Raw genomic sequence first — 12,732 nt, 5'->3', positions numbered from 1 at the left:
AGTTCTCGGTGTGGGCCGCCTGAGTGAGGCACGCCTCCCCCCACACGCCGTCACCCACCGGCCCGTCGGTTGGGACGTGGAAAAACTCCACCTCAGGAAACCGTTCCCTGATGTCCGGAGTGGGGAAGTGGTTGCCCCACAGGTGGACGAGGACGGGGGTGGCGTTTCCTGGCTCAGCCATCGTCGCCGAGTCTGTCACGGGGTGTGGTGGGCACCGGGGTCCCGGCGGAGGCGAAGAGCAGCGTCCGCGGCCGGAATCCCGGTTAGTCCCGGTTGCCGGGCCATCGGCTCAGCGAGTCCGTTCGCGGATGAGGATCTCCTGGGCCACGGTGGCCACGTGCACGCCTGACGGGGCGAACACCTCGCCCACGCTGAGGCCCCTGGCGCTGGCCAGGCCGTGCGACCGGTGGTCGTGCAGCAGCCATTCGTCGGGGGGCAGTGGCCTGTGGAACCAGATGGCGTGGTCCAGGCTGGCGCCGATGAATACCTCCCCGTAGGTGGTCGCGTCGTCGCGGACCTCTCCGATTCGCGGGTGGGTGCTGCCCACGGCGTTGGTCGGTATGTCGTCGGAGGTGTAGGCGAGCGCACATGCCTGCATGTGCGGATCGTCGCCCAGGTCGTCCAGTACCCGCAGCCAGAGGGACGATCTACCGGTGGCCTGCCCGGCTACCCGTCGGCCCAGCAGGCCCCAGTCCTCCACCTCGCCACTACCGGCTGCGCCGACGTCGGCGGGTAGGGCCGACTCCTGGACGTCGGCCTGGTCCTCGTGCACCTGGAACGAACAGGACAGGTTGAGGATGGCGCCCTCGGACTGGCGGGCCACCACTCGTCGGGTCACGAAGGAGCGGCCGTTGCGGATGCGGTCCACCTCGTACCGGATGGGCTCGTTGCTGGTGCCGCCCCGGATGAAGTAGGCGTGCAGCGAGTGCACGTGGTGGTCGGCGCCGACGGTGGCCTGGGCGGCCCGCAGGCCCTGGGCTACCACCTGGCCCCCGTACACGCGGCCCCACGGGTACTCGGGGCTGACGCCCACGTACACGTCGGGGCCGTGGGCCTCTAGCGCCATCAGCGTGGCGAAGTCGGAAACCTCCCAGGCCATGGTCAGGTCCGGTCGGCGACCTGTCCTCGGTGGAGGGCCATGGCAGCGTGGAGGGCGATCCCGTGCACCAGCCCGTCCTCGTCGAGGAGCATGCGGTTGGAGTGGAGGGGCCGTGCCGACCGCGGATCCGGTTCGGTAGCCGGACACACGCCGAGGAACGCCATCACACCGGGTACCTGCTGGAGCACGTAGGAGAAGTCCTCACCGCCCATGGCGGGTGCCGGAAGGACGCGGTGGCTCTCCTCTCCGAGCGTGGTGCGACACACCTCGGCGAACCGGGCGGCTTCGCTGTCGTCGTTGAGCGTGACGGGGTAGCCGTCGACCATGTCGATGTCGGCCGAGCAGCCGTGGGCCTCGGCCACGCCCCGGACCGTCCTGGCCACCGCCTCGCGGATCCGGGTCCGGGTGTGCTCGGAGACGCAACGAATGGTTCCCTCGAAGAACGCCGTCTCGGGGATGACGTTGGTCGTGGTACCCGCCACCACGTGGGCGATGGTGAGGACAGCCGGGTCGAAGACGTCTACCTCCCGGGTTACCGCCGTCTGGAGGGCGGTGATGATCGCCGCGGTGGCCGGGATCGGGTCGGTGGCGTGGTGCGGGGCCGAGGCGTGCCCGCCACGCCCCCGGATGGTGACGGTGATCGACGTGTCGCCGGCCAGGAGGGGTCCGGGCCGGCACGACGCGGTACCCACCCGCTGGTTGGGGCTGATGTGGAGGGCGAAGGCCCGGTCCACCCCGTCCAGCACGCCCTCGTCGATCATCACCCGGGCGCCGGCGAAGCCCTCCTCACCGGGCTGGAACATGAAGCGGACACGGCCGGCGACCTCGTCGCGTCGGGCGGCCAGCACCTTCGCGGCGCCGACCAGCATGGCGGTGTGGGCGTCGTGGCCACAGGCATGTGCCCGGCCGTCGACGGCCGAGCGGAAGTCCAGGTCGGTGTCCTCGGTCATGGGGAGGGCGTCGGTGTCGGCCCTCAGTAGCACCGTCGGGCCATCGGTGGTCCCGGTCAGGTCGGCCACCACCGAGGTCAGGCCATCGCCGGTGCGTACGTCCACGGGGAGGCCGTCCAGCGCTGCCAGCACCATTGCCTGCGTGCGGGGGTTGTCCAGGCCCAACTCGGGGTTCTGGTGGAGGTCGCGGCGCAGCGCGACCACGTCGTCCATGACCGTGCCGGCCGCTTCGAGGAGTTCGTGCATTGCCCCATCATTGCCCAGGGCCGCCGGGTGCACATGACCCGGAACCGAACGGGCAGACTGCCACCGTGCCACCCACCGTCGACCAGATCCACGAGGCGCTGGGCGGCCTGCTGGATCGTCGTGATCCCACCGGATCGTCCACGGTGCTGGGTGCCGGAAGCGACGACCTCGAGGCGGGGTGCCGCTTCCTCGAGTCCCTCGTCGAGGGCGGCTGGATGGTGCCGACCTGGCCGGCCCGCCACGGAGGCCGCGACGCGGACGCAGGCGAGGCGGCGCTGATCGACTCCGCCATGGCCGACTACGACGTGGCCGACCTGTACCCGTACGGCGTGGGCCTGAACCTCGTGGGACCTGTCCTACTCGACCGGGGCACCCCCGAGCAGCAGGACCGGTGGTTGCGACCCATTGCCGACGGGTCGGAGATCTGGTGCCAGATGTTCTCCGAGCCGGACGCCGGCTCGGACCTGGCCAACGCCGGCATGCGGGCCGAGCGCGACGGCGACGAGTGGATTCTGAACGGCTCCAAGGTGTGGACGTCGCGCGGCGCGTACGCCCGGTGGGGGATGTGCCTGGCCCGGACCGATGCCTCGGTGGCCAAGCATCGTGGCCTGACCATGTTCGCCGTCGAGATGTCGTCGCCTGGGGTCGAGGTCCGTCCGCTGGACCAGATCAACGGTGACCGCCACTTCACCGAGGTGTTCGTATCCGACCTCCGGGTTCCCGACGGCGACAGGATCGGTGACCTGGGGGCGGGGTGGGGCCTGACGGTGGAGACCCTGGCCCATGAGAGGGTCACCATCGGGGGCCGGGCGTTCGGCGGCGGCGACGCCGAGGAGGTCGGCCTGCCGTCCTGGTTGGAGGAGTGGAGGGCAGCAGGCCGACTGGTCGGACCGGTCGCCCGCCAGGCGGCCATGCGGGCGTACGTGCTGCACCGCGTGAACCAGCTGGCCACGGCCCGGGCCGCCGCCATGGCTGACGGTGGGGCTCCGGGTCCGGAGGGGTCGATTGCCAAGCTCCGCGGCGTGGCCGCCTTCAAGGCCCGGGCCTACCTGGGCAAGGACCTCGAGGGTGCCGCCGGGATGCTGTCGGACTCGCCCGGGCACCTCGAGTTCCTGACCGCCCCCTCGATGTCGATCCGTGGAGGGACCGACGAGGTGCAGAGGAACATCGTCGGCGAGCGCATCCTGAGCCTTCCCGGCGGGCCGCGGGTTGACAAGGACGTGGCCTATTGCGACCTCAGGAAGAGCCGCTGATGCGTGCCGCCGTCATAACCGGCTATGGCGGGCCGGAGGTCCTGCGGGTCATGGACGTGCCTGAGCCGACTCCCGGACACGGCGAGGTCATGGTCGATGTCGTGGCCAGTGCCCTGAACCGTGCCGACCTGCTCCAGCGCATGGGCCTCTACCCGGGCCCACCCATGGAGCACGAGGTTCCGGGCCTGGAGTTCGCCGGCCGGGTGTCAGCCCTCGGTGACGGGGTGTCCCGGTGGTCCGAGGGCGACACCGTCATGGGCATCACGGGCGGAGCGGCCCACGCGGAACGCCTGGTCATCCACGCGGACCAGGCGGTTCGTGTGCCGGACGGGACCCCCCTGGATGTCGCCGGTGCGCTACCGGAGGTCTTCATCACCGCATGGGACGCTCTGGTCCTCCAGGGCGGCCTGTGCGAGGGCGGTACGGCGCTCGTCCACGCCGGCGCGTCGGGCGTCGGTACGGCGGCCATACAACTCTGCCGCAGGCTGGGAGCCGCCGTCGTGGTCACCGCCTCGGCCGGGAAGGTGGCCCGGTGCCTGGATCTGGGGGCTGACCGTGCGGTGGACTACGCCACGGAGGATTGGGTGGCTGTGGTGGACGAGTTGACCGACGGGCGCGGTGCCGACGTGGTGTTGGATGTCATCGGGGGCGACTACCTGGATCGCAACGCCGATGCCCTGGCCGTGGGCGGGACGATCATGCAGGTCGGCTTGATGGGTGGCGGTGCGGCCACCTTCGGCCTGGGCAAGCTGCTGGCCAAGCGGGCCAGCCTGGTCGGCACCACCCTGCGGGCCCGGTCGCTGGACGAGAAGGTCGCCCTCAGTCGGGCCTTCGAGGACGAGGTCGTGCCGGGCTTCGAGGACGGGAGCCTCGATGTGGTGGTCGATCGCCGGTATCGGCTGGCAGACATCGCCGAGGGGCACGCCTACATGGAGACCAACGCCAGCGTGGGCAAGATCGTCCTGGACATTGCCGCCGGCTGACCTGCGGGCCGCCAGGCCCGGAGGAGCCGTTCAGCGGACGTCGATGGAGGGCACGTCCCGGGTGGCTGGGCCGGTGTAGCGCTGGCGCGGTCGGGCGATCCTGGAGTCCAGCGAGAGCATCTCGTCCCAGTGGGCCAGCCAGCCGGGGGTGCGGCCGATGGTGAACAGCACGGTGAACATCTCGACCGGGAAGCCCATGGACTGGTAGATGAGGCCCGAGTAGAAGTCGACGTTGGGGTAGAGCCGGCGGTCCACGAAGTAGGGGTCGGCCAGCGCCACCTCCTCGAGCTTCAGGGCGATGTCCAGCAGCGGGTTGGTGCCGGTGATGTCGAAGACCCGGTGGGCGGTGTCCTTCACGATCCGGGCCCGGGGGTCGTAGTTCTTGTACACCCGGTGGCCGAAGCCCATGAGCTTCTGCTCGCCGGTCTTCACCCCGGCGACGAAGTCGTCGACGTCGTCGAACTCCGCGATCTCCTCGAGCATGCGCAGAACGGCCTCGTTGGCTCCGCCGTGGCGCGGGCCGTATAGGGCGCCGGCGGCGGCGGCCACGGTGACGTACGGGTCGGAGTGGGCGCTGCCGACCACCCGCGCCGTCGTGGTCGAGCAGTTCTGCCCGTGGTCGGCATGCAGGACGAAGAGCATGTCCAGGGCGTCGCGCAGCACCGGGTCGATCTCGTAGGGCGAGTCGCCCATCTTGAACATCATGGAGAGGAAGTTCGACGTGTAGTCGAGTTCCGGGTCGGGGAAGACGTACGGCAACCCGACGCTGCGGCGGTGGGCGCTTGCCGCCAACGTCGGCATCTTGGCGATGAGGCGGACGATCTCGTCGCGGCGCTGGTCCGGGTTCTCGATGTCCTTGCTGGCCGGCCAGAAGGTCGACATGGCTGCGATCGACGAGACGAGGACGCCCATGGCGTGGGCGTCGTCCCGGAAGCCCTCGAGGATCCGCTTGTGGAAGTTCTCGTGGATGGGGGCGGCTTCGGCGATCTCCTCCTGCCATGCCTTCAACTTGGGAGCATCCGGGAGCTCGTCTCGGACCAGGAGGTGGGCCACCTCGAGGAAGGTGGCCCGCTCGGCCAGCTGTTCGATCGGGTAGCCGCGGTAGCGCAGCAGGCCGGCCTCGCCATCCAGGTAGGTGATGGCGCTGTCGGCACCCGAGGTGGCGCTGAACGACGGGTCATCGAACCAGATGCCGGGGAGCAGCGAGCTCCAGGCCTTGGCCGACACTGTGCCGTCGACGAGGGGGATCTCGATGGTCTCGCCGGTCCGGTTGTCGGTGATCATGATGCTGTCGGCCACGGTGCCATCCCTCCTGCCTGATCGTGCCGGCCTGCGCCCGTGGGTCGGGCCGGCGGCTGCGGTCGGTTCGGGGGTCCTCGTCGACGTCCGAATCCTCGTTCTGTCTACGAAGGTACCGGGCAGGAGGTCCACCTGTCGCCGTCGGGAGTATTCAAAGAACTGTTAAATTTGTAGAACCTGCGCGCTCTGCCGGATGCTCAGGCTGATTTCTCGCCAAAAGAATCGCTGACCTGTGTCGAGGTCGGCGCTCGGCTCAGAGGGGTGTGTTGTCGTGCCGTCGGCGCGGCAGGCGCTCCCGCTTCCCTGACAGGACGTCCAGGGCGGCTGCCAGCTCCGAGCGGGTGTCGGCCGGCTCGATGACCCGGTCCACGGAGCCGCGCTCGGCTGCGATGTAGGGATTCAGGAGGCGTTCCTCGTAGGCGGCGACCAGGTCTTCCCGCTCCGCCTCGTCCGCCTGCCGGTGGAGTATCTCCACGGCGCCCTTGGCCCCCATGACCGCGATCTCCGCCGTCGGCCAGGCGAGCATGAGGTCGTTGCCCATGTAGCGGGAGTCCATGACGATGTAGGCGCCACCGTAGGACTTGCGAAGCGTCAGGCAGACCCGGGGGACGGTGGCCCGGGCGTAGGCGAACGCCATCTGGGCGCCGTAGCGGATCATGCCCCGCCACTCCAGGTCCTTTCCCGGGTAGAAGCCCGAGGTGTCCACGAAGGTGACCAGGGGCAGGTTGAAGGCATCGCAGAAGGACACGAACCGGCCACCCTTCTGCGACGCCGCGATGTCGAGCGTGCCGGCCACCGACTGGGGTTGGTTGGCCACCAGCCCGACCGGTCGGCCACCGATGGAGGCGAAGGCTGTCACCAGGTTGGGTGCCCACTGGGCCCGTGGCTCGAGCAGGTGTCCGTCGTCCACCACGCAGGCCAGGACGTCGCGGACGTCGTAGCTGCCGGTAGGCGTCTCGGGTATCAGGTCGCCGGCCTCGGGCGTCGGACGGTCCACGGGATCGGAGCACGGCCAGCCGGTCGGGACCTGGTCGGTGTGGTCGGGGAGGAACGAGAGCAGCTCGGAGATCAGGTCCTCGGCCTCGGCCCGGTCGGCCGCCGTGAAGTGGGCGACCCCGGAGGTGCGCTCGTGCATCGAAGCCCCGCCGAGGCCCTCGTTGGAGAGTTCCTCGCCGGTGAACTGGCGGACCATGTGGGTGCCGCTCACGAAGGCGTAGGTGTCGGTGATCATGACCACCAGGTCGGCCAGGCCCAGCAGCAGCGCCGGCCCCGAGACCGTGGGGCCGGTCACGCAGAAGATGGTCGGCACCACACCGGAACAGGCCACGAACTCCCGGGCCGCCGTGCCCCAGCCGTGGACGGCGCCCACCCCCTCGTCGATGGCGGCACCGCTGGACTCGACGAAGCAGACCAGGGGAAGGCGCTGGTCCCGGGCGGTGCGGGCGGCGATCGCCAGATTCTCGCCGTCGGCGGGTCGCAGCGCGCCGCGGTCCTCGCCGGCAATGTCGACCACCACAACACTGCGGCCCCCGAGGTCCCGCACGGCGAAGGCCACCGACCCGCCGGTCCGGCTACGGAGTTCGAGGTCAGGCACTCCGCTCACCCATCCAGCGTGACATGGATTCCGGGCTGGTGCGGGGCTATCTCACGGATCACGTCGAGGATGACGTCGGTGGCCGCCCTGGTCGGCATGGACGGGGTGGTACGCCGGTTGCGGACCAGTCCCACTGATCGACGGGCTAGCCCCTCGACGTGGACGAGTGACCAGCCGCCCGCGGGATAGCCGGACACGGCGCTGGCCGGGAGCAGGGCGGGGGCGTAGCCCTGGTAGGCCAGCGAGGCCAGGAGGCGGAGCCCGTCCACCTCTGCCGCTGCTGTCAGGCGCACCCCCGATGCCGCCAACTCCTGGTCTATGGCGTCGCGGAACGTGGTACCCCGTGGGGTGAGCATGACGGCATGCCCGGCCAGTTGTTCGATGCTGATGGTGCCCTGCCCGGCCAGCGGATGGCCCTCGGGCGCGACGATGATCCGCTCCTCGTCGAAGAGGGGTTCGGACTCGAGGCCGGCCTCCACCACGGGCGTGTTCACGATGGCCATGTCCAGGTCGCCGTTCAGCACCCTCGGGGTGAGCGATGTCGTCGTGGCGTCCACGAGGACGGGGTGGAGGGCAGGGTGGCGCTCCTCGAGCCGCCTTAACAGCGGTGTGGCCATCCAGCGGCCGGTCGTGCCGATGCACCCGATCCGGACCTCTCCGGCCACCTCGTGGCGCATCGAGACGATGTCGTCGCTGATTGCCTGGAGCTCGGTACGGATCCGACGGGCCCGGTCCAGGACGGCATGACCCTCGGAGGTGGGTTGCATTGTGTGCCGGTCGACCAACACCGCTCCGAGCTCCTTCTCGAGCTTGGCGACGTGTGTCGAGACGTTCGACTGCACGGTGTGGAGGGCCCGCGCGGCGGCCGAGAAACTCCGGTGCTCGGCGACCGCTATGAGGTGGTTCAGCTGGCGCAGGTCCATCGCCCGGAATGATGCCACGCCATGAGCACATCCGTCTCGTCGATGGACCTGTGATGGCAGTCCGCAGGACCGCGGAGGTCGTAGGGTCGCCGTTGACGCCAGCCACCCACCGGATCGACCGATTCCCCAGATGACGACCGTCCTCGCACTGCACATAGGAGGCGCCTCGGTCCACGCCGCGGTCTCCGTCGGGGGCCGGATCGACGTCCTGGCTCTGGGCGACGGTCGGGCCGACCTCCCAGCCCCCGCGCCGACAGACGGGCCCGGGCTGGTGCGCATCCTGACCACTGCACAGGCCCGGTGCGTCCGTGTTGTGGACGCAGTGCCCGACGAGCTGATCGTCGTGAGGCCGGACGTGGGAGCCGACGATGCCACGCTAGGTGAGGCCGCCAGCCGGGCCCGGGTACCGGTACCGGTCGTGCTGGACGAGCTTCGTGCGGTAGCCGCTCTGGCCGCCCATGGGCCGGCCGGGATCGACCGCTCGTTGGCTCCGGCACTCGGTGGGCTGTTCTGGCACCGCAGCGGCGATGCGCCGACCGGCCCGAAGCCGATCGTCACCCGCGAGGACCTGGGCGTCGACGCGTCGCGTCCCGATCGCCTCCCTTCCGCTCCGTCGGTGGTGGCGGTCGGTCCCCGGACCGTCTTCGAGGACGACGAACCGAGGTCGGGCCGCCGCCGTGGACTGCCCACCTCGTTCCTGTTCGTCCTGGCCGTCCTGGTGTTGGGGGCGTTCGCCGCCCTCCTGATCCTCCGGGGCGATGACCGCCCCATTGCACCACCACCCACCGTCGTGGCGACGACCGCCCCGCAGGCTCCGGTCGTCGAGGCGCCCACCACCACGCTGACCCCGGCGCCCACCACCATGGTGGTGTCCACGACCTCCCCGGCCCCGACCACCATCGCCCCGCCGACCAGCGAGGAACCGCTGGTGGCCGTGGACCCGGTGACCGGCGAGGAGCCGCTGGTGGCTGTGGACCCGGTGAGCGGCGAGGTCCTTCGCCCGGCCCCGGCTCCCTCGGAGGAACCGGCGGCGGAGGAACAACCCGGCGGGGGTGAACCCGGGGACGGCACGCCCTCCACGACCACCTCGCCGCCCCGGCTGGGCACGGTGACGCTGTCGGGCGTCGGCTTCACCCTGGATGCCACCACGGACACCGAGCGACTGTGGGCCTTCGGCGACGACGGCGAAGCCGCCCTGGCCGACCTGACCACGGTGCTGGGCGAGCCGGTGGGCGACCCCGGATGGGGAGCCGATGCCCGCTGCACTCCGCCGGAGGTCCGACGTCTCGGATGGGGTGATCTGGAGGTGGTCCTGAGCCGCGGGGCGGCCGGCGGTCCTACGCTCCTGGCCCAGTGGTACCTGACCGGTGAGGACTCGACCACGACGTCGCTCTGGACGCTGGAGCGCATAGGTATCGGCTCCACGGTGGCCGACCTTCTGGCTGCGCATGGAGACCAGCTGACGCTGGAGCAGCCTTCGGATCAGGACCCGGCCGGCTGGTTCGACACGGAGCCGCTTCTGGGCTACGGCATCCTCGGAGCGGTGGGCAAGACCTCGGATACGGGAAGAATCCTCCTGATGTGGGCGGGCGACGGCTGCCGGCGCCGATTCGGCTGAGCGTCCGGTTCAGTCGCCGCTGTCGGCGCCGCTGCCGCTGACCGGTACCGGACCCCGATCGTCGGTGACCCACAGGGTTGCCACCAGGCCGGCGGCCAGCAGCACCGCTCCGGTAAGGAAGAGCACCCGCCACCACGTCGGCATCGATGGACCGGCTGAATGTGGCGGCGACCCGTCGGTCATCGGAGCACCGGCCGGCACACCGAGTCGAGGGCGCTGCACAGCGCAGGAATGAACAGGTCGGGCCTGATGACACAGGCCGCATGGTCTGCGTCGATCTCCACGATCGCCGCATCCGGAAGGGCGTGGGCCAGCTGGCGTTGTCGTGCCGTCGGAACGACGTCGTCGTCACCGCAGACCACGACGGCGTGCGGCACGTCCACCTCATGGATCCAGCTGCTGGCGTCGAACCGGCCGAGGTTCCAGGCCGTCCGCAGCACCCGGTCCAGTGATCCGGCCCGCGTCTCGTCCCATGCCCAACCGTCGAACTCGGCATCGCCTGTGCCCATCGACCCGCCGGCCTGGCGTTCGCTGGCACGCCTGGCCGCCCGCCAGCAGCGCTCCTCGTGTCCCATGGCGGACAGCAGGCGGGCCGGCAGCGACGATGCCCCCATCACGGCGAAGTCCCGTCGCTCCGTCGCCGTGAGGCCGAACGCCATGGCCGTGGCGCATAGGACCAGGCCGTCCACCAGGTCCCGGTGACGGTGCCACATCGCCTGGGCGACCGCCCCACCCATCGAATAGCCGACGACGGTCGCCCGGTCGAGGTCCAGGACCCTGACCACGGCAGCGGCGTCGTCGGCCAGCGACTCGATGCGCATGCGTCCCCGGGTACGGAGGCCGCCGGAACCATGCCCGCGCTGGTCCCAGGCGACCACCCGGGCGCGCCGGGCCAGGGGCCCGTAAGTTCGGCACCAGTTCAGGTCGGCGCTGACCGTCCAACCATGGAGGAGCAGGACGGTGGGGGCGTCCGGGTCGCCCTCGGGCGGGCCTGAGTCCCTGATGTGCATCTTGCCGAGGCCCGGCAGGTGGACCTCACGCCATGGGGGCGCGTCGATCATCACCGTTCTATGGCCACGACCTCGACGGCCAGGGTGCCCCCGGGCGCCTCGAAGGAGACCGTGTCGCCGACCGCCGCGCCCAGCAGGGCCTCGCCCAGGGGTGAACCCGGCGACACGACGCCCACGTCGTCGCGCTTCTCCTCGATGGAGCCGACCAGCATGCGCTCCGGTTCGTCGTCACCCTCGAAGACGATGGCCACCACGGTTCCCGGTGCCACCAGGTCGACGGTGCCGGTGGCAATCTCGACGATCTCGGAGTTCTCCAGGATGCTCTCTAGCTGCATTATCCGGCCCTCCATCTTGCCCTGCTCCTCCTTGGCGGCGTGGTAGTCGCCGTTCTCGGAGAGGTCGCCGAGCTCGCGGGCCGTCTCGATCTTGCGGGCGATGTCGATGCGTCCACGTGTCGTGAGGTCCTGGAACTCGGCAACGAGCCGGTTGTGGGCCTCCTGGGAGAGCTGCTGTGCTTCGGCCATGCCGAGAGGGTAGCCAGAGCGCCCGGTGGACCGACCGTCGGCCCGACGCACAACCCGGTTGATTGGGCCCCGGGGGTGCTTGGTACACTTCGCTACGTGACCTTCCGACCGCAGGTGATCATCATTGGCTAGCGCACACCACCTCAGGTGTGCGCCCCGACCGTCCACCTCGGTGGACGGTTTTTTCGTTCCCATCCCCATCAGGAGAATCCAGTCGTGACCCACCGCATAGGCATCATCGGCGGCGACGGCATCGGGCCCGATGTCATCGCCGAGGGCCTGAAGGTGATCGGCGCGGCGGGGGTCGAGCTCGAGACGGTCGGATACGACCTGGGTGGCGCTCGCTACGGACGTGACGGCACCGTGCTGCCGGACGAGACCATCGAGGAGTGGCGCTCCCTGGACGCCCTCTACCTTGGCGCCGTCGGGACCCCCGAGGTGCCTCCTGGTGTCATCGAGCGCGGCCTGCTCCTCAAGATGCGATTCGCCCTCGACCTCTACGTCAACCTCCGGCCGTTCGCGCATCCGACCGACGGCATCGACTTCCGGGTCGTGCGCGAGAACACCGAGGGGACGTACGCCGGCGAGGGCGGCTTCCTACGTCGTGGCACCCCCCACGAGATCGCCACCCAGGGCTCGGTCAACACCCGACACGGCGTCGAGCGGGTCATCCGGTACTCGTTCGACCTGGCCATGACCAGTCGTCGGCACCTCACCCTGGTACACAAGACCAACGTGCTGACGTTCGCCGGCGACCTCTGGGAACGGACCTTCAACGAGGTGGCCGCCGAGTACCCCGAGGTGGAGACGGCCTACAACCACGTCGATGCGGCCTGCATCTACTTCGTGCAGTCACCCCAGCAGTACGACGTCATCGTCACCGACAACCTGTTCGGCGACATCCTCACCGACCTGGGCGGGGCCATCTCCGGTGGCATCGGGTTGGCCTCGTCGGCCAACCTGAACCCGGACCGCACCGGCCCGTCGATGTTCGAACCGGTCCACGGCTCGGCGCCTGACATCGCCGGCCTCGGGCTCGCCAACCCGAAGGCGGCCATCCTCTCCGGGGCCATGATGCTGGATTTCCTCGGGGAGCCCGAAGCAGCGGCGCGCATCGAGGCGGCCTGTGCCGATCCGTCCACAGACATCGAGGGGACCACGGCCATCGGGGATGCCGTCGCCGCCCTGGTGTCCCGGGCCGACCGCCGACACGAGACCTGACAACCTGAGAAG

The 12,732-nt window shown here is 70.1% G+C and carries 12 protein-coding genes; 4 read left to right on the top strand and 8 right to left on the bottom strand.

Annotation, left to right across the window (positions count from 1 at the left end; translation table 11 throughout):
* The 3 genes from MK177_07450 to MK177_07440 form a co-directional block, all read right to left on the bottom strand.
* Positions 1-181: hypothetical protein (locus MK177_07450; GenBank protein MCH2427154.1), on the bottom strand; the 181-nt coding region annotated here is incomplete at its 3' end.
* 108 nt (positions 182-289) lie between these two features.
* A complete protein-coding gene (locus tag MK177_07445) occupies positions 290-1,099 on the bottom strand; it encodes a thioesterase family protein (protein MCH2427153.1) in 810 nt (269 codons plus the stop codon).
* Positions 1,100-1,101: 2 nt separating this feature from the next.
* Complete coding sequence (locus tag MK177_07440; protein ID MCH2427152.1) at positions 1,102-2,295, bottom strand: M20 family metallopeptidase; 1,194 nt, start codon at positions 2,293-2,295, stop codon at positions 1,102-1,104.
* A 65-nt stretch (positions 2,296-2,360) separates the two neighbouring features.
* Between MK177_07440 and MK177_07435 the strand changes: the two genes are divergently transcribed.
* Complete coding sequence (locus MK177_07435; GenBank protein MCH2427151.1) at positions 2,361-3,548, top strand: acyl-CoA dehydrogenase family protein; 1,188 nt, start codon at positions 2,361-2,363, stop codon at positions 3,546-3,548.
* Positions 3,548-4,531: an NAD(P)H-quinone oxidoreductase gene (locus tag MK177_07430; GenBank protein ID MCH2427150.1), complete on the top strand. Its 984-nt coding sequence runs from the start codon at positions 3,548-3,550 to the stop codon at positions 4,529-4,531. The genes MK177_07435 and MK177_07430 overlap by 1 nt, the downstream gene beginning before the upstream one ends.
* A gap of 30 nt (positions 4,532-4,561) precedes the next feature.
* Here the strand turns inward: MK177_07430 and MK177_07425 are convergent, their stop codons facing one another.
* The 3 genes from MK177_07425 to MK177_07415 all read right to left on the bottom strand — a co-directional run bounded on the left by MK177_07425 (position 4,562) and on the right by MK177_07415 (position 8,347).
* Positions 4,562-5,830, bottom strand: a complete 1,269-nt coding sequence (locus MK177_07425; protein MCH2427149.1) for a citrate synthase — start codon at positions 5,828-5,830, stop codon at positions 4,562-4,564.
* Positions 5,831-6,083: 253 nt separating this feature from the next.
* Positions 6,084-7,433, bottom strand: a complete 1,350-nt coding sequence (locus tag MK177_07420) for a methylmalonyl-CoA carboxyltransferase (protein MCH2427148.1) — start codon at positions 7,431-7,433, stop codon at positions 6,084-6,086.
* The gene (locus MK177_07415; protein ID MCH2427147.1) at positions 7,430-8,347 is read right to left on the bottom strand and encodes a LysR family transcriptional regulator; all 918 of its coding nucleotides are present in this window, start codon (positions 8,345-8,347) and stop codon (positions 7,430-7,432) included. Before MK177_07415 ends, MK177_07420 begins: the two co-directional genes overlap by 4 nt.
* Before the next feature lie 130 nt (positions 8,348-8,477).
* On the opposite strand from MK177_07415, the gene MK177_07410 reads away from it, so the two are divergent.
* On the top strand, positions 8,478-9,965 hold the full coding sequence (locus MK177_07410; GenBank protein MCH2427146.1) for a hypothetical protein: 1,488 nt from the start codon (positions 8,478-8,480) through the stop codon (positions 9,963-9,965).
* Positions 9,966-10,144: 179 nt separating this feature from the next.
* On the opposite strand, the gene MK177_07405 is transcribed toward MK177_07410, so the two are convergent.
* Positions 10,145-11,026 (bottom strand): alpha/beta hydrolase, encoded by an 882-nt coding sequence (locus MK177_07405; GenBank protein ID MCH2427145.1) that lies wholly within the window; start codon positions 11,024-11,026, stop codon positions 10,145-10,147.
* Positions 11,026-11,499: a transcription elongation factor GreA gene (locus tag MK177_07400; GenBank protein ID MCH2427144.1), complete on the bottom strand. Its 474-nt coding sequence runs from the start codon at positions 11,497-11,499 to the stop codon at positions 11,026-11,028. Before MK177_07400 ends, MK177_07405 begins: the two co-directional genes overlap by 1 nt.
* A 216-nt stretch (positions 11,500-11,715) precedes the next feature.
* Here MK177_07400 and MK177_07395 point away from each other — a divergent pair, with 216 nt between their 5' ends.
* A complete protein-coding gene (locus MK177_07395) occupies positions 11,716-12,720 on the top strand; it encodes a 3-isopropylmalate dehydrogenase (GenBank protein ID MCH2427143.1) in 1,005 nt (334 codons plus the stop codon).
* Positions 12,721-12,732: the final 12 nt, after the last annotated feature.

The organism is Acidimicrobiales bacterium (genome assembly GCA_022452145.1).
In the GTDB taxonomy this organism is placed as follows: domain Bacteria; phylum Actinomycetota; class Acidimicrobiia; order Acidimicrobiales; family MedAcidi-G1; genus UBA9410.
Note: the sequence above shows the minus strand (reverse complement) of the source record. Positions and strands in the feature narration are given on the sequence as shown.

Coding starts and splice junctions, on each gene's coding strand:
- MK177_07445 (MCH2427153.1), bottom strand. CDS start 1,099: ATGGCCTGGGAGGTTTCCGACTTCGCCACGCTGATGGCGCTAGAGGCC.
- MK177_07440 (MCH2427152.1), bottom strand. CDS start 2,295: ATGCACGAACTCCTCGAAGCGGCCGGCACGGTCATGGACGACGTGGTC.
- MK177_07430 (MCH2427150.1), top strand. CDS start 3,548: ATGCGTGCCGCCGTCATAACCGGCTATGGCGGGCCGGAGGTCCTGCGG.
- MK177_07415 (MCH2427147.1), bottom strand. CDS start 8,347: ATGGACCTGCGCCAGCTGAACCACCTCATAGCGGTCGCCGAGCACCGG.
- MK177_07410 (MCH2427146.1), top strand. CDS start 8,478: ATGACGACCGTCCTCGCACTGCACATAGGAGGCGCCTCGGTCCACGCC.
- MK177_07405 (MCH2427145.1), bottom strand. CDS start 11,026: ATGATCGACGCGCCCCCATGGCGTGAGGTCCACCTGCCGGGCCTCGGC.
- MK177_07400 (MCH2427144.1), bottom strand. CDS start 11,499: ATGGCCGAAGCACAGCAGCTCTCCCAGGAGGCCCACAACCGGCTCGTT.